Below are 21,179 nucleotides of genomic sequence, written 5' to 3'. Positions count from 1 at the left end.
TTGCGCAACTCTCTTTGCGTAATTACGCTGAGCCCATGTCCCCACGACCCGCCCCCGCGGCTCCGGCCGCCGATCCTTCCGCGGCCGCACGCCCGCTCCTGCGCCAGCCCGCCTACCTCTGGTGGCTTGCGAGCGACACCTCCTCCGCCTTCGGCCTGGCCCTGCAGTCCTTCGCCGTCCCGCTGCTGGCGCTGTACCTGACCGACAGCCCCGCGCAGGCCGGCCTCATCGCCGCCATCGGGCAGGTCGGCCGCGTCCTCGCGATCGTTCCCGGCGGCGTACTGGCCGACCGCCACGACCGGCGGCGCCTGATGGTCGTCGGCGGGATCCTCGGGGCGCTGCTCGCCGGCGCCGTCGCCGGCTTCCACGCTGCGGGGCTGCTGGGCTTCTGGCTGCTCACCGCCCTGAACCTGCTGATCAACATGCGGCAGGGCCTGCTCGGCGCGGCGGGGAACGCCGCCCTGAAGAACGTGGTCGACGAGGCGCGGCTCGGATCCGCCCTCGCCGCGAACCAGGGGCGCGACGCCGCCATAGCCCTCTCCGGCGGCCCTGCGGGCGGACTGCTCATGGCCCTGGGGCAGGCCTTCCCGTTCGCCGCGTCGGCGCTCGCCCACCTGACGTCGGCCCTGGCCGCGCTCTGCATCCGCGCCGACCTGCGGCCGCGCACCGACGACGCCGGCGCGGGACCGGGACGCGATCCCGCGGCGGCGCTGCCCGGGACCGGCGTCGTCCGCGCCTACCTCCACGAGGCCCGTCAGGGCTTCGTGTGGCTGCTGCGCCGCGGGGACCTGCGCGGCGTCGCGATCGTCTCGACCGTCATTAACCTGGGATTCAACGCAGGCATCACGACGATCGTCTTCGGGCTGCAGCAGGGCGGGCGCTCCCCGGCGACCATCGGCTGGGTTTCGGCGGCCATCGGCGTCGGCATGCTCACCGGCGCGGTGGCGGCCCCGGCGCTGGTCCGGCGCTTCCGGACGGGCCGCCTCGCCGCGGCGGGCCTGGTCCTCGCCTCCCTGTCCATCGCCGCGACCCCGTTCGCCGTGACGCTGCCCGAGCCGGCGTCCGTCCCCGTGCTCCTCGGCGTGCTCGCCGCAGGGACGTTCGGCATCCCGGCGGTCAACGCGGGGCTCCTGGGCTACTTCATGGCCGCCGTGCCGTCCTCCCTGATGGGCCGCGCGAGCAGCGCGCTGGACCTCATGGCGATGGGGGCGATCCCGTTCGCACCGCTGATCGCCGGCTTCGGCTACGCCGCCCTCGGGTGGTCCGGGGCGCTGCTGGTCTCCGCGGGGATCTGCGCGGCGGCGGCGCTCATGGCGCTCGGCAACCGCGGACTGCGCTCGCTGCCGGGGCCGGCGCGCTGGGGCGAGCACGCGGCGGCCATGTCCGCCGGTTCCGCCCCCGCCGGCTCCGCCCCCGCCGGGCGGCCCTAGGAACCCGCGCGGCGGATCCGGGCGGGCAACACGGGTGAGAGCGCCAGCACCGCGATCCCCGCCAGCGGCACCACGAGCAGGCCCGTCGCCAGGCTGGTGGCGTCGGCGACCGCCCCGACGACGGGCGGCGACAGGAGGAAACCGACCCGCATGAGCCAGCTGACGATCGTCAGACCGGACCCCGGGCGCAGGCCCGGCAGCTCGTCGGCGGCGTGCATGGCCGCGGGAACCAGCGTGGCGACCCCGAGGCCCGCGGCGCCGAACCCCACGATCGTCCCCGGGACGGAGGGCAACAGCAGTGCCGCGCCCATGCCCGCGGCGACGGTCGCGCCGCCGGCCCGGGCGACGGCGCGCTGCCCGAACCTGTCGACGAGGCGGTCCCCGGCGAGGCGGCCGACGAACTGCGCGCCCGTGAGGGCGACGAAGCCGAGCGCCGCGATGGACGCGGGCGCGCCCAGGGCGTCGTGCAGGTAGATGGCCGACCAGGAACCCCCGGCGTCCTCCACGACCGACCCCGAGGCCGCGATGAGCACCAGTGCCGCCAGGATCCCGTAGCGCGCGACCGGCCGCCGCGCGGCGGCGGATCCGGCTCCGGCGGACAGGTCCGCCCCCGTGGGGACGTCCGCCGGACCGCCCGCCGAGACGCCCGGCTCCGGCCCGGGCAGAAGCCGCCCAAGGAACGCCAGCGTCAGGGTTCCGAAGACCAGGAGCGAGACCGCCAGATGGGCACCGCGGGGGATCCCGAGTCCGGCGGCCGCGGCGCCCATCAGGCCGCCGAGCACGGCCCCGATGCTCCACACCGCGTGGAACGAATTCAGGATCGACCGTCCGTAGAGCCGCTGGACGCGCAGGCCGTGCGAGTTCTGGGCGACGTCGGTCACCGCGTCCATGGCCCCGGCCAGCAGCAAGGCGCCGGCCAGGGTCCCCCAGGAGGGGGCGATCCCCGCCAGGAGGATGCCGGCACCCGTGAGGATGATGCCGGCCACGGCCACCCGGGAGGACCGGAAGCGCCGGATGAGCACGCCGGCGGCGAGCCCGGCCACGAGCGCCCCCAGGGGAAAGGCGGCCACGGCCGCACCGAACGCCGCGTTGCTCAGCTGCAGGTCCTCCTTGAGGGCCGGATACCGCGGGAGAAGATTGGCGAAGAGCGCCCCGTTGGCCAGGAAGAGGACCGCGACGGCGAGGCGCGCGCGTCGCGCGCCGCGGTCCGCCAGCGGGGGGCGTGCCCCCGCGGGCGCGGCGGCCGGTGCCCCCGCGTTCATCGCGTGCCCACGATCCGCCGGACCGCCTCCCGGACGGCCGCCTCCGGGAGGGGGGTGAGGGCCAAGGCACGGTGGATGGAAAGCCCCTCGATGAGCGCGTCGAGCATGACGGCGGTGTCGGGGTCGAAGTGCCGTTCGAGGGCGTGGCGGCTGCGGGCCATCCACGCGTCGGTGACCCGGCGCAGGGCCGGATTCCGTGCCGCGAGGGCGTACAGCTCGTAGGACAGCAGGGCGTTGCGGCGGGAGGACAGGACCTCCCCGGTGATCAGGCCGACCACCGCCTCCACCGCGTCCGCGCGTCCGTCCGCCGCCGCGAGGGCGTGTTCGAAGCCGTCCGCCGTGGTGTCCGCCAGCCGCGTGAACGCCGCCGTGAGCAGGTCGTCGATCCCCGTGAAGTGGTACGTCATGGATCCCAGCGGCACGTCGGCCGCGGCCGCGACCTTGCGGTGGGTGGTTCCGGCGACGCCGTGCCGGGCGATCACGTCGAGGGTCGCCTCGACGATGCGTTCGCGTCGCGCCGGGTCGTGCCGGCGCGGACGGGGTCCGCCCTCGGCGCTCACAGGGTGCGGATGACGCGCGCGGGGTTGCCCACGGCGACCACGTTGGCGGGCACGTCACGGGTGACCACCGAGCCCGCGCCGATCACGGCGTTGTCGCCGATCGTGACGCCCGGCAGGACGATCGCGCCGCCACCGATCCACACGTTGTCCCCGATGGCGATCGGCAGCGCGGCCTCGAGCTTGGCGCGGCGGGGCCCCGGCTCGACCGGGTGGGTCGGCGTCAGCAGCTGGACGTTCGGCCCGATCTGCGTGTCGTCGCCGATGGTGATCGCCGCGACGTCGAGGGCGGTGAGGTTGTAGTTGATGAACGTCCGCGCGCCCACGCTGAGGTGCCGCCCGTAGTCGACCAGCAGGGGCGGCCTGATCTCCGAGTCCGCCCCGAGCCCCCCGAGCAGGTCCCGCAGGATCCCCGCCGCCGCCTCGCGGTCGGTGGGCCACGTGCGCCCGTAGGCGTCGGCCAGGGCGATCGCCCGGGCGCTGTCGGCGGCCAGCTCCGGGTCGTCGGCGAGGTACAGGTCCCCGGCGAGCATGCGCTCCTTCATGGAACGGCCGTCGTCGGCAAGAGTGTCATCCATGCGTACAAGCGTACGCATAGAGTTGCCGGCACTCAACCGGAGCGTGGGCTCAGACGCCGAGGCGGCGGTTCTCCAGCACGGGCAGGAACTCCCGGACCTCGTCGATGCGCCGGCGGGTGACGTCGACCGTGACCAACCCCTCGCGCTCCTCGCCCAGATGCCGCACGGGCAGGCCCATGGGATCCAGGATCGCCGAGTGCCCGACCGTGTTGGTGGAGCTGGTGCCCGCCGCGGCCACCCACACGGTGTTCTCCACCGCACGCGCCTTCAGCAGCGTCTCCCAGTGGTCCACCTTGTGGTCCCCCTTGAACCAGGCGGCGGCCACCAGCAGGACGTCGGCCCCGTCGACCGCGAGCTTCCGGGCCAGCTCCGGGAACCGGATGTCGTAGCAGGTCATGACGCCGACGTTGAGGTCGCCGATCCTGAAGGTGGTGATGGCGGCGGGGTCGCCGGCCTTGATCCGCCGCGACTCCCGGTAGGAGAACGCGTCGTAGAGGTGCACCTTGCGGTAGGTCCCCACGATCCGGCCCGTCTCGTCCACCACGACCAGCGTGTTGTAGGGCCGCTCCTCGCCACTGGCCTCGTAGCCTCCGGCCACGATCGCGATGCCGTGCTCCGCGGCGACGAAGGAGATCTGCTGGACGAAGGACGTCCATTCCCGTTCGACGGCGGCGGCCAGGTCGCCCTCGACCTTGCGGACGGTGAACATCGTCTCCTCGGGGAGGAGCAGCAGGCCCGCGCCCTCCGCCTTCGCCCGCGCGGCGAGCCGGCGGACCACCTCCAGGTTTTCGGGCACGGTGCCTGCCGGCGAGAACTGTCCAACGCTGATCTTCATGGTCGCTGCCTTCCGGGGGTGGGCGTCCCGTCCAGCGTACCCAGACTGCGCCGCCGGGCGTAGCCTGAGCCCATGGGCAGCGCAACGCTCCGCACCGACGTCCTGGTCGTCGGCGCCGGACCCACCGGACTCATGGCGGCCAACTGGCTCGAGCGCCTCGGCGTCGACGCCCTGGCCATCGACGCCAAGCCCGGCCCGACGCGCGAGTCCCGCGCGCTCGGCGTGCAGGCGCGCACCATGGAGATCTACCGCCAACTCGGGGTCGTGGACGCCGTGAGGGAGCGCGTGGTCCTCGCGACCGAGCTGCGCCCGGGAGTGGGCCGCCGCGCGCTGGGGAGCGTGCCGTTGGGCCGCCTGGGATACGCGCTCACGCCGTTCCCGGGGCTCCACATCCTCGAGCAGAGCGCGAACGAGGAGATCCTCGCCGGCCGGCTCGCCGAGCGCGGCCGTCCCGTCCTGTGGGACCATGCCTTCGCGTCGCTGTCCCGGACGGGGCCGGGAGACGCGCCGGTGGAAGGACCGGGGGTGCGCGTGACTGTGCGGGGGCCCGACGGCCCGGTGGCGATCCTGGCGCGCTACGTCGTCGCCGCCGACGGCGCGTCCTCGCCGGTCCGCGAGTCGCTCGGCATCGGCTTCCGCGGCCGGACGAACGCCCACGTCTTCTACGTCCTGGACGCGAACGGCGTCACGGGCGGCGGGAGCGGCATCAACCTGCGCGTCTCCGCCGAGGACTTCATGCTCGCGTTCCCGATGGGCCCGGACGGCCGCGGCGGGCGCCGGTACCGGCTCCTCGGGATCGTCCGGGACGACGGCGGCGCCAACGCCGCACGCCCCGCGGGCCTCCCGGCCGCCGGCACCGGCGACACCACAGTGGACGAGGCCCGGGCCCGCGCGTCGCTCGCGGAGGAGTTCGGCTTCCGGTACACGGATGCGCAGTGGTTCGCCACCTACCGGGTGCACCACCGGGTGGCGGACGTGTTCCGCGCCGGCGGCGTCTTCCTGGCCGGGGACGCGGCCCACATCCACTCCCCCGTCGGCGCCCAGGGCATGAACACGGGGCTGCAGGACGCGCACAACCTGGCCTGCAAGCTCGCCGACGTCCTGGCAGGGCGGATGCCGGAGGCCTATCTGGACCGCTACGAGGCCGAGCGGCGCCCCGTGGCGCTGCGGCTCGTCGGCACGACCGACCGCGCGTTCTCGGTCATCACGTCCCCGGGCCGCCTGGCGCGCCTGGTCCGCACCGTCGTCCTCCCGGCCCTCTGGCCCGTGGGCCTCCGCGTGGTCCCCCGCTCCCCCGCGGGCGGACGGGTGTTCGGCTACCTGTCGCAGATCCGGATCCACTACTGGATGACCGAGGGCGAGCGGCGCCGCGCGGACGCCGCGCGCGGACCCGCCCGGTGGACGCGGCGCGGCAAGGTCCTGGGCCGCCGGCTGCCGTGGGTCTCGGCCGGGGAGCACGGCGGCGCCGACAACCACGCGGCGCTGGGCGACGCGGCCTGGCAGGTGCATGCCTACGGGACCCGCGCCGCCGCGAAGGGTGCCGAGGTGGCGGCGCGGCACGGGCTCCCGCTGCGCCGGTTCGACGCCGCGCCGGCGCGGAACCTGCCCGACGGGACCGTCGTCGTCGTCCGCCCGGACATGTTCGTGGCCGAGCTGCACCCCCCGGAACCGGCGGGCCGGCACCGACGGCGACGCCGGGGCTAGGCCCGGGGCGGTAGCCGCCGCGCCAGGTACGGCGCGGTGGCGCTGTCCGGCGCGGCCGCCACCTCGGCGGGGGTCCCGGCGGCCATGACGCGGCCGCCCTGGTCCCCGCCGGCCGGACCCATGTCGATCACCCAGTCGGCCGCCGCGACGACGTCCATCTCGTGCTCCACGAGCACCACCGTGTTGCCGGCGTCGACGAGCCGGTTCAGCTGCGCCATCAGCCGCACGACGTCGGCGGGGTGCAGCCCCGTCGTCGGCTCGTCGAGGACGTACAGCGTGTGGCCGCGCTGGATCCGCTGCATCTCCGTGGCCAGCTTGATGCGCTGGGCCTCGCCGCCGGAGAGCTCCGTGGCGGGCTGGCCCAGCCGCAGGTACCCGAGGCCGACCTCGCGCAGCGTGTCGAGGCTGCGCGCCGCGGCCGGCACGTCCGCGAGGAACTCCGCGGCGGCGTCGACCGTCATCCCCAGCACCTCGGCGACGTTCCGCCCCCGGTAGTTCACCTCGAGCGTCTCCGCGTTGTACCGGGCCCCGTGGCACGCGGGGCACGGCCCGTAGCTCCCGGGAAGGAACAGCAGCTCGACGGCGACGAACCCCTCGCCCTGGCAGGTCTCACAGCGCCCCTGCGCGACGTTGAAGGAGAACCGGCCGGCCCCGAACCCGCGCTCGCGCGCCCCGTCGGTCGCGGCGAAGGCCTTGCGCACGGCGTCGAAGAGCCCCGTGTACGTGGCCAGGTTCGACCGCGGGGTGCGGCCGATCGGCTTCTGGTCGACCCGGACGAGCCGGTCGATGGACTCCAGCCCCGCCGTCCCCCCGACGGAGACCTCCGCCTCCGCCTCCGGCGCCTGGCCGTCCTCGGCGTCCGGCGTGGCCTCGCGCGCCGCGTCGGGCCGCACGTGCCGGCCCACGGTGTCGGCCAGGACCCGGCTGACGAGCGAGGATTTCCCGGACCCGGACACGCCGGTCACGGCGGTCAGCACGCCCACCGGGAACTCGGCGTCCAGCGCGCGCAGGTTGTGGAGGTCGATGCCCTCGAGCCGGATCCAGCCGGTCGGCTCGCGCAGTCCGCGTTCGGCGGCGGCGCCCGCGCGCTCCGGCCCGCCGCCCTCCGAAGGGCCGAATAGGAAGTCGCGGGTGACGGACGCCCCGACGTCGGCCAACCCGGCCACCGGCCCGCTGTAGAGCACCTCGCCGCCGCCCTCTCCGGCGTGCGGCCCGACGTCGACGATCCAGTCCGCGCGCCGGACGACGTCCATGTTGTGCTCCACCACGAACACGGAGTTGCCCGAGTCCTTGAGCTGCTCCAGCACGGCCAGCAGCGGCTCGGCGTCCGCGGGGTGCAGCCCGGCGGACGGCTCGTCCAGGACGTAGACGACGCCGAACAGGCCGGAGCGCAGCTGGGTGGCGATCCGCAGGCGCTGCGTCTCCCCCGGCGAGAGCGTCGGCGTGGTCCGGCCCAGCGCCAGGTACCCCAGCCCGAGTCCGAGCAGGACGTCGATGCGCTGCACCAGGTCCCGCGTGATGGCCTCGGCAACGTCCGCGGCGCCCGCACCCGCGGCGGTGGCCGGGTCGGCGGCGCGCAGCCGGTCGGCGAGCGCGGCCATGGGCAGCGCGTTGAACTCGGCGATGGTGCCGCCCGCGTAGGTCACGGCGAGCGCCTCGGGCCGCAGCCCGCTGCCGCCGCATTCCGGGCACGGGCCCGACTCCATGTAGCGCAACACGCGGTCCCGCATGGTCTGGCTCTTCGAGTCCGCAAGGGTGTGCAGCACGTAGCTCCGGGCACTCCAGAAGCGGCCCTTGTAGGGCTTGGCGACGCGGTCCCGCTGCGGGTTCACCTCGACGACGGGCTGCTCCTCGGTGAACAGGATCCAGTCGCGGTCCTTGCGCTTCAGGGACCGCCACGGCACGTCGACGTCGTAGCCGAGGACGGTGAGGATGTCGCGGAGGTTCTTGGCCTGCCAGGCCCCCGGCCACGCGGCGACGGCCCCCTCCCGGATGGTCAGCGACGGGTCGGGCACCAGCGACGCCTCGCTCACCGTGTGCGCGGTGCCCAGCCCGTGGCAGACCGGGCAGGCACCGGCCGCCGTGTTCGGGGAGAACGCGTCCGAGTCGAGGCGCGCCGCGCCGTCGGGGTAGCTGCCGGCCCGCGAGAGCAGCATGCGCAGCGAGTTGGAGAGCGTGGTGATCGTCCCCACCGTGGAGCGGGAGCTCGCGGTGCCGCGGCGCTGCTGGAGCGCCACGGCCGGGGGCAGCCCCGTGATCTCCTCCACCTGCGGGTTGTGGCCCTGCTGCAGGAGCCTCCGGGCGTACGGCGCCACGGACTCGAAGTAGCGGCGCTGCGCCTCGGCGTAGATCGTGCCGAACGCCAGCGAGGACTTCCCGGAGCCGGACACCCCCGTGAACGCGACGACGGAGTCGCGCGGCACGTCGACGTCCACGTCGCGCAGGTTGTTCTCGCGGGCGCCGCGCACGCTGACGAAACCGGATGTGGGGGAGGTGTTGGCCATCCCCCGACTCTAGCCCCCTGCGGGAGTCAGTCGCCGATCAGCTCGTTGCGGACGATCGTCTGCTCGCGGTCCGGACCAACGCCGATCGCGGAGAAGCGCGTGCCGGACATCGCCTCGAGCGCCAGCACGTAGCGGCGGGCGTTCTCGGGCAGGTCCTCCAGCGTGCGGGCCTCGGTGATGTCCTCGTCCCAGCCCTCGAAGTACTCGAAGACCGGTCGCGCGTGGTGGAAGTCCGTCTGCGTCATCGGCATCTCGTCGTGGCGCACGCCGTCCACGTCGTACGCGACGCACACCGGGATGCTCTCGATGCCCGTGAGCACGTCCAGCTTGGTGACGAAGTAGTCGGTGAAGCCGTTGACCCGCGAGGAGTAGCGGGCCAGGACGGCGTCGTACCAGCCGCAGCGTCGCGGGCGGCCGGTGTTGACGCCGAACTCGCCGCCGGTCTTCTGCAGGTATTCGCCCATCTCGTCGAAGAGCTCGGTCGGGAACGGCCCCGCCCCCACGCGCGTCGTGTAGGCCTTGATGATGCCGATCGACCGCGTGATGCGGGTGGGGCCGATGCCCGAGCCCACGGACGCGCCGCCCGCCGTCGGGTTGGACGAGGTCACGAACGGGTAGGTGCCGTGGTCGACGTCGAGCAGGGTCGCCTGCCCGCCCTCCATGAGCACGACCTTGCCCGCGTCCAGGGCGTTGTTCAGCTCCAGCGTCGCGTCGATGACCAGCGGGCGCAGGCGCTCGGCGAAGCCGAGGAAGTACTCGACGATCTCCTCCACCTCCACGGAACGCCGGTTGTAGATCTTGACCAGCAGCTCGTTCTTCTGCCGCAGGGCGCCCTCCACCTTCTGGCGGAGGATGGACTCGTCGAAGACGTCCTGGACGCGGATGCCGAGGCGGCCGATCTTGTCCATGTATGCCGGGCCGATGCCGCGGCCGGTGGTCCCGATGGCGCGCTTGCCGAGGAAACGCTCGCTCACCTTGTCCATGGTCTGGTGGTAGGGGGCCACCAGGTGGGCGTTGGCGGACACGCGCAGCTTCGACGTGTCGGCGCCGCGGGCCTCGAGCCCGTCGATCTCCTCGAACAGCGCCTCGAGGTTCACCACGCAGCCGTTGCCGATGATCGGGATGGCGTGGGGCGAAAGGATGCCGGCCGGAAGGAGCTTCAGCTCGTACTTCTCGCCGCCGACGACCACGGTGTGCCCGGCGTTGTTGCCGCCGTTGGGCTTGACGACGTAGTCGACGCGGCCGCCGAGGAGATCGGTGGCCTTGCCTTTGCCCTCGTCGCCCCATTGGGCTCCGACGATCACGATTGCTGGCATGGGATCCTCCCCCTTCGCACAAGAACGCCCCCGGACTCTCGAGTGCCCCGGGTGGGGCGCGAGTAAGAGTGCAGGGGCTCTTACCCGCCGAGTTTACCGGAGCGTCCCGGCGGGCGCGACTTCCGTCCACGCCGCGGCCGAGCCCGGGGACCCTGCCCCTAGACTGGCAGGCATGGCGCTGACACGCGAACAGGTGGTGGGGACCGCCGTCGGCATCCTGTCCGACTTCGGGCTCGCCGACCTGTCCATGCGCCGCCTCGCCCGCGAACTCGATGTCCAGGTGGGCGCCCTCTACTGGCACGTCAAGAACAAGCAGGAGCTCCTCGTCGACGTCGCGGCCCGTCTTCTCGGCGGCATCGACGCCGGCGTGATGCATCCCGGCGCACCCGCGGACCCGGGGGCGGCCCGCGCCGCCGTCGAGCGCCTGGCCCGGGCGGTGCGCGCCGCCCTGGTGCCGGTCCCGGACAGCGCGGAGGTGGTCCAGCTCGCCCAGACCATGCAGCCGGCGGCGCTCCGGCCGCTGACCCGGCTGCGCGACCTGCTCGAGGAGGCCGGGGTCCCGCCGGCCCGCTCCGCGTGGGCGCAGCACCTGCTCCTGAACCACATCCTGGGCTCGGTGGCCGCGCAGCAGGACCGGGCGGTCCTCGAGGAGGCGGGGACCGAGCGCGGCGGGCCCGACCTCGGCGAGGAGGCGTTCGCGTGGGGCGTCGACGTGATCCTGGCCGGGGTCCTCGGCGTCAGGGAGCCTTCTCCGCGAACCGCTTGAAGCTGGCGAGCTGCCCCCGGTCCGCCGCCGCGATGGTCTCCCGGATCTCGCCGGCCAGACCCTCCAGCGCGTCGCTCACCGCGACCTCGGCCGTGAGCGTCAGGCGCGTGTCCCCGCCGTCGGGCTCCAGGACGTAGCGGTAGTCGGCCCGGACGTCGCCCTGGCTGGAGGTGATGGTGATGCTGCGGCCCGGCTCGAGTTCGGTCACGGTGGCTGAGCGGTCGTGGCCGTTGGAGTGGAAATCGATCGTCAGGCCGAGCGCCGTCGGCCCCTCCGCGTGCATCTCCCGGACCCCGGGCATCCATGCCGGGGCCGCGACCCAATCCGTGAGCAGGTCCCAGACGCGCCGCGGCGGGACGTAGACGAGTTCGGTGGCGGTGAAGGCCGTGTTCGCACCCATGCCTGCATCATGCCGCGCCCGCGCGCCCGGGGCTAGCCCAGCCGGCCGCCGGAGGCCTCGAGGTAGCAGGACCCGCACAGCGACTCGTACCAGACGTCCTGTCCGTCGATGGCGACCTGGTCGCCATCGAACACGATCCCGTCCCCCACACGGCGGGTGTTGAAGATCGCCTTGCGCCCGCAGCGGCAGATGGTCTTGAGCTCCTCGACCGTGTGGGCGATCTCCAGCAGCCGCAGGGAGCCCGGGAACGCGTGCGTCCTGAAGTCCGTCCGGATGCCGTAGGCCAGGACGGGCACGTCGTCGAGCACCGCGATGCGGAACAGGTCCTCCACCTGCGCGGGCTCGAGGAACTGCGCCTCGTCGACCAGCAGGCAGGCGACCGGCGGGCTGTCCACGTGCTCGAGCAGGGCGTCCGGGTCGTCGCCCGAGGCGTGCGCGGCGAACAGCTCGCGCACCGCGGCACCGCGGGGGATGAGGAAGTCCACGGCCCGCGTCATGCCCAGCCGGGACACGACGTCGGAGTCCCCCTTGGTGTCGACGTCGGGCTTGGCGAGCAGCACGCGCTGCCCGCGTTCCTCGTAGTTGAACGCCGCCTGCAGCAGGCCGGTCGACTTGCCGGAGTTCATCGCGCCGTAGCGGAAGTAGAGCTTGGCCAAGGGGATCCTTTCGGGAGCGACTATCGATTCTATGCCCGGCGACTCCGTTCCGCGGGCGGGGGGCGCCCGCCGGGCCGGCGGTGCCGGGGCCGGCGTGTAGCGTGGCGGGCATGGACCGCTTCACGGGATACATCACCGGCTTCGGGACGGCCTCGGGCACCCGGTGCGTGGTCGGCCACTGGCTGGACTCGCCGTTCGGGCCCTTCACGGATGTCATGGTCGAGCACCGCGACGGCGGGCGCACGTTGCTGGCCCCGAACCGGACGGTCGCCGACTACGTCTCCGCGACCTACCGCTTCGACCGCGTGGTGACCGCCCCCATCGAGGCGGCGCTCGATTCAGGAGGCTCCGGCGTCTCAGGCGTCTCAGGCGCCTCCGGCGGCCTGCGGCTGCGGCTGGCCGGCGGGCCGCTGGACCTGACGGCCGAGCTCGGCGCCGTCACGCCGCTGGGGCGCCTGCTGGAGCTGGTGCCGGCGCGGCTCGCCGTCCACCCCCGCTGGCTCGCCGCCATCAACCCCGTGGCGGGGCTGCTGGTGCGCGGCGTCGCAACCGCGGGTTCCGCCGGGGGCGGCCGCCGCGAGTTCTACGGCGTGCGTTCGATCCGGACGGTCGAGCGGGTCGAGGCGTCGTGGGCGGGACGGAGCCTCGGGCCGCTCGCGCCCGTGGAACCCCCGGTGCGCTTCGGCTTCAGCTCCGTCCCGCGCCGGCCGCAGGCGGTCGCGGTCACCACCACGATCCTGCCCGCGCCGGACCGCGCGGGAGGCTAGGACTCGCCGCGCTCGATCGCTTCGCGCGCGGACGGGTCGGAGTCGTCGAGGAACTTCCCGATCCGCTCGACCTCCTCGGCCTCGCCGATCGCCGCGGCCGCCCGACGCAGCGCGTAAAGCGCGCGCAGGAAGCCGCGGTTCGGCGCGTGCCGCCACGGGACGGGACCCTGTCCGCGCCACCCGGCGCGGCGCAGCGCGTCGAGCCCGCGGTGGTAGCCGACGCGGGCATACGCGTAGGACTCGACAGCTCGGCCCTCCGCGTCGGCCTCATCGGCGAGCAGCGCCCAGGCGAGGGACGACGCCGGGTGCTTCGCCGCGACGTCGACCGGTTCGTCGCCGGCCGCCAGCAGCGCGTCGACCTCGGTGTCCGCCGGCAGCAGCGTTTCGGGGATCCCGAGCAGGTTGCGGCCCAGTTCGTCGCTCACGGCCCCTACTTCAGCGACTTGCCGGCGGAGCCGAGCTGGCGGGCGGCCTCGACGACGCGCGCCGCCATGGACGCCTCGGCGGCGGCACCCCACACGCGGGGGTCGTACAGCTTCTTGTTGCCGACCTCGCCGTCGACCTTCAGGACGCCGTCGTAGTTGGCGAACATGTGGCCGGCGATGGGCCGGGTGAACGCGTACTGGGTGTCCGTGTCGATGTTCATCTTGATCACGCCGTAGGAGACGGCGTCGGCGATCTCCTGCTCGGAGGATCCGGACCCGCCGTGGAAGACCAGGTCGAACGGCTTGTCCCGGCCGAGCTTCGCGCCGACCTGCTGCTGGATGTCCTGGAGGATCTCCGGGCGCAGCTTCACGCCGCCGGGCTTGTACACGCCGTGCACGTTGCCGAACGTCAGCGCGGTGATGTAGCGGCCGTTCTCGCCGGCGCCGAGCGCCTCGATGGTCGCCAGCGCGTCCTCGACCGTGGTGTACAGCTTGTCGTTGATGGCGTTCTCGACGCCGTCCTCCTCGCCGCCGACGGTGCCGATCTCCACCTCGAGGATCTGCCGGGCGGCGGCCGTGCGGGGCAGCAGCTCGCGCGCGATGCGGAGGTTCTCCTCAAGCGTCTCGGCGGAGCCGTCCCACATGTGCGAGTTGAAGAACGGGTCGCGGCCGGCCTTGACCTCCGCCTCGGAGGCTGCGAGCAGCGGCAGCACGAAGCCGTCCAGCTTGTCCTTGGGGCAGTGGTCGGTGTGCAGCGCGATGTTGACGCCGTAGGACGCGGCCACCTGCCGGGCGAACGCGGCAAACGCGAGCGAGCCGACGACCATGTCCTTCACGGAGGCGCCGGACCAGTAGGCCGCGCCGCCGGTGGAGACCTGGATGATGCCGTCGGACTCGGCCTCCGCGAAGCCGCGGATCGCGGCGTTCAGCGTCTGCGAGGACGTGACGTTCACGGCGGGGAAGGCGTAGCCGCCGGCCTTGGCGGCATCGATCATGGCGTTGTACTTGTCCGGGGAAGCGATCGGCATGCTGACTCCTGGGTAGTCGACTGGGAGTAGACCTCGTGGGCTGATCCCATCCTAGCGACACGTGGCCCAGGCCACGCCGACGTGACGCCCGCGGTGACCGCGCGGGGCGGGGCGGGGCGTGCTGCGGATATAGTGGAGACAACGTGAGGGAGTATCCCCCCGCGCCGAGGCCGTCAACACGTAGGGCACCGTTGCCCCGCCGGCCAAGGCGGACGGCCGGCCGAGAGGCGGCCGGCGGAGAGACTCGCGGTGAATTCACGTACCCCGCGAAAGGACACCTCGTGACCGTCCCCCTCTGGATCTGGCTGACGACGATCGTCGCCATCCTCGGCCTCCTGGCCTTCGACTACTTCTTCCACATCCGCAAGGCCCACGTGCCCACGCTCAAGGAGGCCACCTTCTGGTCGGCGCTCTACGTGGGCATCGCGGTCGCGTTCGGCATCCTGGTCCTGATCTTCGGCGGAGGACAGATGGGCGGCGAATACTTCGCCGGCTACATCACCGAGAAGGCCTTGTCCGTCGACAACCTGTTCGTCTTCCTGGTCATCATGGCCAGCTTCCGGGTGCCCCGCGAGGACCAGCAGAAGGTCCTGCTGTTCGGCATCGTCTTCGCCCTGATCGCGCGCACCGTGTTCATCTTCATCGGCGCCGCGCTGATCAACACCTACGCGTGGGTCTTCTACCTCTTCGGCCTGATCCTGCTCCTCACCGCGGGCAACCTGCTCAGGCCCGAGAAGCACGGCGACGACGAGGCCAACAACTTCATCATCCGGCTGGCCAAGCGCTTCCTGCCCACCACCGACCACTACGACGGCGACAAGCTGTTCACCGTGGAGAACGGCAAGCGGGTCCTCACCCCCATGCTGCTGGTCATGGTGGCCATCGGCGGAACGGACATCCTCTTCGCGCTGGACTCGATCCCCGCGATCTACGGCCTGACGCAGAACGTGTACATCGTCTTCACGGCCACCGCGTTCTCGCTCATGGGGCTGCGCCAGCTCTACTTCCTGCTCGATGGCTTGCTGGACCGGCTCATCTACCTCTCCTACGGCCTGGCCACGATCCTCGGATTCATCGGCATCAAGCTCATCCTCCACGCGCTGCACGAGAACAACCTGCCGTTCATCAACAACGGCGAGCCGGTGGAAGTCATCGAGATCACGACGGGCCTGTCGCTGGCCGTGATCATCGGCGTCCTCATCGTCACGGTCATCGCCTCGCTGGTCAGCAAGGCCGGCAAGGCCCAGACCGCCATCAACAACGCGCGCCGGCACGCCGAGGCCTACCTCGACCTCGGGTACACGGCGGACCTCGGCGAGCGCGAGCGCATCTACACCCGGCTGGTCGAGGAGGAGCGGAACATCCTCACCATGGAGCAGAAGTACCGCGAGAAGGCCAAGGACATCGACGCCATCCGCGAAAAGGTCGCCCTGGCCCACGCCCGCCACGAGGAGATCACGGCCGGCCAGGCCTGATCCTGCGCTAGCGGACCGCCTGGCCGAACGCGTGCCGCCTGACCCAGGCGTGCATCGCTATCGCGGCGGCCGAGGCCGCGTTGATGGAGCGGGTCGAGCCGTACTGCTCGATGCTCAGCGTGGCCTCGGCCGCGGCGTGGACCTCCTCGGTCAGCCCCGGCCCCTCCTGGCCGAACACCAGGACGCAATTCCGCGGCAAGTCGTAGGTCTCGAGGGGGACCGAGTCGGGGAAGATGTCGATCCCGATGACCGCCAGGCCCTCGGACCTTGCCCAGCCGACGAAGTCCTCGACGGTCGGGTGGTGCCGCACGTGCTGGTAGCGGTCGGTGACCATCGCCCCGCGCCGGTTCCACCGGCGTCGTCCGATGATGTGGACCTCCTTGGCCAGGAACGCGTTGGCGGTCCGGACCACGGTCCCGATGTTGAGGTCGTGCTGCCAGTTCTCGATGGCGATGTGGAAGTCGTGGCGGCGCGTGTCCAGGTCCGCCACGATCGCGTCGTGCAGCCAGTACCGGTAGCGGTCGGCGACGTTGCGCCGGTCGCCCCCGCGGAGCAGGTCCGGGTCCCAGTGCCCGCCCTCGGGCCACGGCCCGTCCCAGGGCCCGACGCCGACGGGCGGCCGCTCGTCCTGCCCGGCATCGGCGGGATCGGCGGAATCGGCGGTCGCCGCGGCGGATTCGGGAAGATTCGTCACCGTATCAGCGTAGTTGGTGGGAGACTTTCCCTAACCGCTTCGCCCAGGAGGACCCACGTGCCCATCGTTGACAACGCCATCTACGTCGACGGGAAGAGGACCGAGGCGCCGGCGGAGTTCTCCGAGACCCTGGAGCAGATGAAGGCGGTCGGGGGCATGTGCTGGCTGGGCCTCTACCGACCCGACCACGCCGAGCTGAGCGCCGTCGCCGACGAGCTCGGCCTGCACGAGCTCGCGATCGAGGACACGCTCTCCGGCCACCAGCGCGCCAAGATGGACCACTACGGGGAGCACACGTTCGTGGTGCTGCGCCCCGCGCGCTACCTGGACGACGTGGAGAAGGTCGAGTTCGGCGAGATCCACGTCTACACCGGACCCGACTTCGTGGTCACCGTGCGGCAAGTCGAGGTCCCCAACCTCTCCCCCGTGCGGCAACGGCTGGAGGAGGACCCGCGCCTGCTCGCCATGGGCCCCAACGCCGTGCTCTACGCCATCCTGGACCAGGTCGTCGACGAGTACGTGCCCGTCGCCGAGGGATTGGACAACGACATCGAGGAGATCGAGACCGAGCTGTTCGTCGGCAACACGTCGGTTTCGCGGCGCATCTACGAGCTTTCGCGCGAGCTCGTCGAGTTCCAGCGCGCCGCAGCCCCCCTAGAGCGCGTCGTCACGGTCCTGCGCCGCGGCCTGGCGGACGACGACGCCGATCCGCAGGGCTCCGCCGTCGTCCGCGCCGGGGCGGACCCGGACGCCCAGGAGCTGGACCGCCTGCTGGCCGACGTCCAGGACCACATCATCCGGATCACGGACCGGATCACGGCGATGCGGCAGGTGCTCACCAACGCCCTCACGTTGTCCTCGACGCTGATCTCGCAACGGGCGGCCGAGGCGAGCGTCGAACAGAACGAGCAGATGAAGAAGATTTCCTCGTGGGCGGCGATCCTGTTCGCGCCGAGCCTCATCGGCAGCATCTACGGCATGAACTTCCACAACATGCCCGAGCTGGCCGTCGCCTACGGCTACCCTGCGGCCCTCGGCCTGATGGTGGCACTGAGTCTGGGCCTCTACATGGTCTTCAAGCGGAACGGATGGCTGTGAGGGCCGCCGGGGACGCCGGGGAGGTGACGGGGCCCGCCCCGGGCGTGCTGAACATGCGCCCCGTCATCGAGGGCGTGGCCTACCGCTCAAGCGCCCCGTTCGGCTGGGACGCAACGCGGGTCCTGCGCTTCCTGGCCGAGCACGGCATCGACGCCGTCGTGGACCTGCGGTCCCCGACGGAGAGCGCGCTGGTGCCGTGGCTCCTGGACCACGGCGGGCGCGCCGGCCTGCCGGAACTGGTGTCCGCACCCCTGGACCCCACCGAGGGGCGGCCCTCCGGCACCCGCCCGCTGGAGACGCCGTCGGACCTCGCGGACCTCTACCTGTGGTGGACCCGCGAGCGGCCGGACGCCGTGGTCCGGGCCGTGACGCCGATTGCGGACGGCCGCACGACGTTGCTGCACTGTGCCGCGGGCAAGGACCGCACCGGCGTGCTCTCCGCCGTCGTGCACCTGGCCGCGGGCACGCCGCGGGAAGAGATCGTTCGGGACTACGCGCACACCACCGTCGAGCTCCCCTCGGTGCTGCTCGCGCTGCGTGACGTCTACCTGCGTTCGCACCCCGAGGAGGCCCGGCGCGCGTTCGCCGCCCCGAACCCGCCCGTCATCCTGACCGCCCCGGCCGCGGCGATGGAGGCCTTCCTCGAGCGGTTCCTGCAGCGCCACGGGTCCGCGGAGGCCTACCTGCGGGCGGCGGGCATGGCGGGCGCGTCCGTCGAGCGCCTCGCCGAGAGGCTGCGCGCGGGGGCCCGGCAGTGACAGACTGGGACGGCACGGACCGATCGACCTAAGGAACCGCATGCCGCAAGATCAGCGCACCCCGGCCGACATCGAATGCTGGCTGACCGACATGGACGGCGTGCTGGTGCACGAGAACAAGCCGCTCCCGGGCGCCGCCGACCTCATCCGCACGTGGGTGGACACGTCCAAGCGGTTCCTGGTCTTGACCAACAACTCCATCTACACGCCCCGGGACCTGCAGGCGCGGCTCTCGGCCTCCGGCCTCGAGATCCCGGAGGAGAACATCTGGACGTCGGCGATGGCCACGGCGGAGTTCCTTAAGCGCCAATTGCCCGGCGGGCGGGCCTACGTCATCGGCGAGGCCGGGCTCACGACCGCGCTGCACGACGCCGGCTTCATCCTCACCGATCAGAACCCCGACTACGTGGTGCTGGGCGAGACCCGGACCTACTCCTTCGAGGCGATCACGCGCGCGATCCGGCTGATCGACGCCGGCGCGCGGTTCATCTCCACGAACCCCGACGCGACCGGTCCCTCCGCGGAGGGGGCGCTTCCCGCGACGGGCGCCGTGGCGGCCCTCATCACGACCGCCACCAACCGCACGCCCTACGTCGTCGGCAAGCCGAACCCGATGATGTTCCGCTCGGCCCTGAACCGCATCGAGGCCCACTCGGAGACGACGGCCATGATCGGGGACCGCATGGACACGGACATCATCGCCGGGATGGAGGCGGGGCTGTATACGGTCCTCGTGCACACCGGCATCACGCAGCCCGAGGACATCGCGCGCTTCCCGTTCCGGCCCGACGCCATCTATCCCTCGGTGGTCGAGCTACTCGCGGAGCTCTGACGCGGGCGGGTCATCGTGGTCCCCGGCGCGGGCGACGTGCCGGATGGGCTTCCAGACCAGCAGCAGAATGAGCAGCGAGCCGGCGAACCCGAACCAGAACGGCGCCTGGAAGCCCCACAGCTGGCCCATGACGCCGCCCAGCAGGGATCCCAGGGCCATGCCGCCGACGCCTCCGATGAGGTAGACGCTGTTCACCCTGCCGCGGAGCGGATCGGGCACCGCGCGCTGACGCACGGTGGAGGACACTGATCCCCACGTGAGCGCGTGGATGCCGAAGACGAAGAGCACAAGCACCGCCACCCATGCGGTGTGGGTCAGCACGAGGGCGAGGTGGGTGAGGGTCTCGAGGACCAGGCCCACGCGCATCAGCGTCGCATAGCTGACGTGGCGTTCGAGCCACGGGAAGATCAGCGCCCCGACGATCCCTCCGACCGCGCTGGCGCTGAGCAGCAGGCCGTACCCGATCTCCTCCAGTCCGAGCTGCTCGGTGGCGTAGAGAACCAGCATGGCGAGCGTGGCGCCGAACGTGATGTTGAAGCTCGTGATGAGCAGTGCGAGGGTCCGGATGGCGAAGTGGCGCCTCAGCCAGCCGATCCCCTCCCGGACCTCCCGCAGCAGGGATGCCGGCCGTGGCGCCGGGCCCTCCGGCGGGAACGCGGCCGCCGGCAGCGGCACGCGGATCCGCGCGTACAGGATGGCCGCGACGGCGAGCAGCGCCGCGTAGCCGGCATACGGCAGGGCGATTCCGACGCCGAACAGCAGCGCGCCGAGCGGCGGCCCGGCGAGCTGGTTGGTGACCGTGATCGTGCCGAAGAGGCGCGAGTTGGCCTTGCCGAGTTGCCGCTTCGGCACGAGGTTCGGGATGAGCGAGGACGCGGCGTTGTCGGCGAACGTCTCCGCCGTGCCGAGGAGGAACATCCCGACGTACAGGATCGGCAGGGTGACGGTGCCCGTGACGATGACGACAGCGACTCCGGCCATGACGACGCACCGCAGCAGGTTGACGATCACCATCAGCCGACGGCGGTCGACCCGGTCCACGACGGCACCGGCCAGCAGCCCGAAGATCACCCACGGAAGCTGCTGCGCGAACGGAGCGAGCGCCACGGCGAGAGGCTCACGGGACAGCGAGGCGACCATGAGCGGACCCGCCGCCAGCAGCATGCCGTCGCCGAGGTTGCTGGCGCTCGCGCCGGCCCAGAGCCAGCGGAACGGTACGGGCAGGGGCCCTTGGGGCGGCGGCTTCTTCGCGACGGGAACCGGAGCCGGTGCGTCCTCCGGTGGGCCGTCGTCAGTCGTCAAGGCCCAACTCGTCCTTACCGAACGCGAAGAGGTAGGGCACGCCGGTTTCGTTCTCGATGCGTTCCTTGGCCCCCGTGTCGCGGTCCACGATGACGGCGACGGCCTTGACGTTGCCGCCAGCCCGGCGCACGGCCTCGACGGCGGTCAGGGCGCTGCCACCGGTCGTCGACGTGTCCTCGAGGACGACGACATCGCGTCCCTCGACGCCCGGCCCCTCCACTTGCCTGCCCATGCCGTAGGACTTCTGGGCCTTACGGACCACAAAGGCGTCGATTTCGCGTCCCGCGTCGCCGGCGGCGTGCATCAGGGCGGTCCCCACCGGGTCCGCGCCCATGGTGAGACCGCCCGCGGTGGCGAACTCGATGCCCGCCCCATCCAGCAGCTCCAACATGACCTGCCCGACCAACCGCGAGGCCTCGTGGTGGAGGGTGATCCGGCGCAGGTCGACGTAGTAGTCAGCCTCCTTGCCGGAGGACAAGGTCACCTTGCCGCGGACGACGGCGAGTTCCATGATCAGGTCGAGCAGGCGGGCGCGGGCATCGCTGTTGGAGGTCATGGTGCCGATTCTAGTTGGAGCCCGCGGGACCGGGGTCGTCGGCGCCGCGCCCCGTCTTGAGGTGTTGGAGGAGCATGGTGTGCGCGAAGGAGCCGTGGACGAGGAGTTCCCCGGTGGGCGTCCCGGCCTCCGGGGTGCCCGGGAGCGGGGGTGCGGTGCCGGTGTAGGCGTGTCCGGTCGGGGTCGTGTACTCGATGGTGTGCCGGGGGCCCGGCGCGGTCCGCGCGGCCCAGCCG

General features: G+C 72.4%; 22 protein-coding genes. 8 read left to right on the top strand and 14 right to left on the bottom strand.

The features are described from left to right. Nucleotides 1-35 precede the first annotated feature (35 nt). A complete protein-coding gene (locus ACETWP_RS07750; RefSeq protein WP_373971654.1) occupies nt 36-1,430 on the top strand; it encodes an MFS transporter in 1,395 nt (464 codons plus the stop codon). Here the strand turns inward: ACETWP_RS07750 and ACETWP_RS07745 are convergent. Genes ACETWP_RS07745 through ACETWP_RS07730 form a run of 4 tightly spaced genes read right to left on the bottom strand, consistent with a single transcriptional unit; the run spans nt 1,427 to nt 4,662 of the window. Further along, the gene (locus ACETWP_RS07745; RefSeq protein ID WP_373971653.1) at nt 1,427-2,692 is read right to left on the bottom strand and encodes an MFS transporter; all 1,266 of its coding nucleotides are present in this window, start codon (nt 2,690-2,692) and stop codon (nt 1,427-1,429) included. The two genes, ACETWP_RS07750 and ACETWP_RS07745, sit on opposite strands and share 4 nt — an antisense overlap. Continuing rightward, nucleotides 2,689-3,252, bottom strand: coding sequence for a TetR/AcrR family transcriptional regulator (locus tag ACETWP_RS07740; RefSeq protein ID WP_373971652.1), 564 nt, complete (start codon nt 3,250-3,252; stop codon nt 2,689-2,691). The genes ACETWP_RS07745 and ACETWP_RS07740 overlap by 4 nt, the downstream gene beginning before the upstream one ends. After that, nucleotides 3,249-3,827, bottom strand: a complete 579-nt coding sequence (locus tag ACETWP_RS07735) for a sugar O-acetyltransferase (protein WP_373971651.1) — start codon at nt 3,825-3,827, stop codon at nt 3,249-3,251. Before ACETWP_RS07735 ends, ACETWP_RS07740 begins: the two co-directional genes overlap by 4 nt. Before the next feature lie 49 nt (nt 3,828-3,876). Then, complete coding sequence (locus ACETWP_RS07730; protein ID WP_373971650.1) at nt 3,877-4,662, bottom strand: carbon-nitrogen hydrolase family protein; 786 nt, start codon at nt 4,660-4,662, stop codon at nt 3,877-3,879. A gap of 72 nt (nt 4,663-4,734) precedes the next feature. Here ACETWP_RS07730 and ACETWP_RS07725 point away from each other — a divergent pair, with 72 nt between their 5' ends. Further along, nucleotides 4,735-6,366: an FAD-dependent monooxygenase gene (locus ACETWP_RS07725; protein WP_373971649.1), complete on the top strand. Its 1,632-nt coding sequence runs from the start codon at nt 4,735-4,737 to the stop codon at nt 6,364-6,366. Here ACETWP_RS07725 and ACETWP_RS07720 read toward each other — a convergent pair. Beyond that, a complete protein-coding gene (locus ACETWP_RS07720) occupies nt 6,363-8,870 on the bottom strand; it encodes an excinuclease ABC subunit UvrA (RefSeq protein ID WP_373971648.1) in 2,508 nt (835 codons plus the stop codon). The genes ACETWP_RS07725 and ACETWP_RS07720 overlap by 4 nt on opposite strands. Before the next feature lie 26 nt (nt 8,871-8,896). Beyond that, nucleotides 8,897-10,186 carry an adenylosuccinate synthase gene (locus tag ACETWP_RS07715; protein WP_373971647.1) on the bottom strand — a complete coding sequence of 430 codons (1,290 nt, stop codon included), beginning with the start codon at nt 10,184-10,186 and terminating at the stop codon, nt 8,897-8,899. Nucleotides 10,187-10,358: 172 nt separating this feature from the next. On the opposite strand from ACETWP_RS07715, the gene ACETWP_RS07710 reads away from it, so the two are divergent. Then, on the top strand, nt 10,359-10,952 hold the full coding sequence (locus ACETWP_RS07710; RefSeq protein WP_373971646.1) for a TetR family transcriptional regulator: 594 nt from the start codon (nt 10,359-10,361) through the stop codon (nt 10,950-10,952). Here the strand turns inward: ACETWP_RS07710 and ACETWP_RS07705 are convergent. Then, nucleotides 10,924-11,352, bottom strand: a complete 429-nt coding sequence (locus ACETWP_RS07705) for an SRPBCC family protein (protein WP_373971645.1) — start codon at nt 11,350-11,352, stop codon at nt 10,924-10,926. The two genes, ACETWP_RS07710 and ACETWP_RS07705, sit on opposite strands and share 29 nt — an antisense overlap. 32 nt (nt 11,353-11,384) lie before the next feature. Then, the gene (locus ACETWP_RS07700; RefSeq protein WP_373971644.1) at nt 11,385-12,008 is read right to left on the bottom strand and encodes a thymidine kinase; all 624 of its coding nucleotides are present in this window, start codon (nt 12,006-12,008) and stop codon (nt 11,385-11,387) included. A 110-nt stretch (nt 12,009-12,118) separates the two neighbouring features. On the opposite strand from ACETWP_RS07700, the gene ACETWP_RS07695 reads away from it, so the two are divergent. Next, the gene (locus ACETWP_RS07695; RefSeq protein WP_373971643.1) at nt 12,119-12,775 is read left to right on the top strand and encodes a hypothetical protein; all 657 of its coding nucleotides are present in this window, start codon (nt 12,119-12,121) and stop codon (nt 12,773-12,775) included. On the opposite strand, the gene ACETWP_RS07690 is transcribed toward ACETWP_RS07695, so the two are convergent. Together ACETWP_RS07690 and fbaA are read right to left on the bottom strand one after the other, a co-directional pair. Continuing rightward, nucleotides 12,772-13,200: a DUF3151 domain-containing protein gene (locus tag ACETWP_RS07690; protein WP_373971642.1), complete on the bottom strand. Its 429-nt coding sequence runs from the start codon at nt 13,198-13,200 to the stop codon at nt 12,772-12,774. The two genes, ACETWP_RS07695 and ACETWP_RS07690, sit on opposite strands and share 4 nt — an antisense overlap. Before the next feature lie 5 nt (nt 13,201-13,205). Further along, entirely contained in the window at nt 13,206-14,228 is a 1,023-nt protein-coding gene (gene fbaA, locus ACETWP_RS07685) for a class II fructose-bisphosphate aldolase (RefSeq protein WP_373971641.1), read from the bottom strand. A 281-nt stretch (nt 14,229-14,509) separates the two neighbouring features. On the opposite strand from fbaA, the gene ACETWP_RS07680 reads away from it, so the two are divergent. Beyond that, nucleotides 14,510-15,703, top strand: a complete 1,194-nt coding sequence (locus ACETWP_RS07680; RefSeq protein ID WP_373971640.1) for a TerC family protein — start codon at nt 14,510-14,512, stop codon at nt 15,701-15,703. A gap of 7 nt (nt 15,704-15,710) precedes the next feature. On the opposite strand, the gene ACETWP_RS07675 is transcribed toward ACETWP_RS07680, so the two are convergent. Continuing rightward, nucleotides 15,711-16,397, bottom strand: coding sequence for a TrmH family RNA methyltransferase (locus ACETWP_RS07675; RefSeq protein ID WP_373971639.1), 687 nt, complete (start codon nt 16,395-16,397; stop codon nt 15,711-15,713). A 57-nt stretch (nt 16,398-16,454) separates the two neighbouring features. Here ACETWP_RS07675 and ACETWP_RS07670 point away from each other — a divergent pair, with 57 nt between their 5' ends. The 3 genes from ACETWP_RS07670 to ACETWP_RS07660 are packed head-to-tail and all read left to right on the top strand — an operon-like array spanning nt 16,455 to nt 19,085. After that, complete coding sequence (locus ACETWP_RS07670; protein WP_373971638.1) at nt 16,455-17,495, top strand: magnesium and cobalt transport protein CorA; 1,041 nt, start codon at nt 16,455-16,457, stop codon at nt 17,493-17,495. Continuing rightward, nucleotides 17,486-18,253 (top strand): tyrosine-protein phosphatase, encoded by a 768-nt coding sequence (locus ACETWP_RS07665; RefSeq protein ID WP_373971637.1) that lies wholly within the window; start codon nt 17,486-17,488, stop codon nt 18,251-18,253. The genes ACETWP_RS07670 and ACETWP_RS07665 overlap by 10 nt, the downstream gene beginning before the upstream one ends. A 40-nt stretch (nt 18,254-18,293) precedes the next feature. Beyond that, nucleotides 18,294-19,085 (top strand): HAD-IIA family hydrolase, encoded by a 792-nt coding sequence (locus ACETWP_RS07660; protein WP_373971636.1) that lies wholly within the window; start codon nt 18,294-18,296, stop codon nt 19,083-19,085. Here the strand turns inward: ACETWP_RS07660 and ACETWP_RS07655 are convergent. The 3 genes from ACETWP_RS07655 to ACETWP_RS07645 form a co-directional block, all read right to left on the bottom strand. Beyond that, the gene (locus tag ACETWP_RS07655) at nt 19,068-20,387 is read right to left on the bottom strand and encodes an MFS transporter (protein WP_373971635.1); all 1,320 of its coding nucleotides are present in this window, start codon (nt 20,385-20,387) and stop codon (nt 19,068-19,070) included. The two genes, ACETWP_RS07660 and ACETWP_RS07655, sit on opposite strands and share 18 nt — an antisense overlap. Further along, nucleotides 20,377-20,943: an orotate phosphoribosyltransferase gene (gene pyrE, locus ACETWP_RS07650; protein WP_373971634.1), complete on the bottom strand. Its 567-nt coding sequence runs from the start codon at nt 20,941-20,943 to the stop codon at nt 20,377-20,379. The genes ACETWP_RS07655 and pyrE overlap by 11 nt, the downstream gene beginning before the upstream one ends. A gap of 10 nt (nt 20,944-20,953) precedes the next feature. Beyond that, on the bottom strand, nt 20,954-21,179 hold a 226-nt coding region (locus tag ACETWP_RS07645), incomplete at its 5' end, for a hypothetical protein (RefSeq protein WP_373971633.1).

The organism is Arthrobacter halodurans, assembly GCF_041877255.1.
Lineage (GTDB): Bacteria > Actinomycetota > Actinomycetes > Actinomycetales > Micrococcaceae > Arthrobacter_N > Arthrobacter_N halodurans.
The sequence above is the reverse complement of the archived record's forward strand: the minus strand, read 5'-3'. Positions and strand labels throughout refer to the sequence as shown.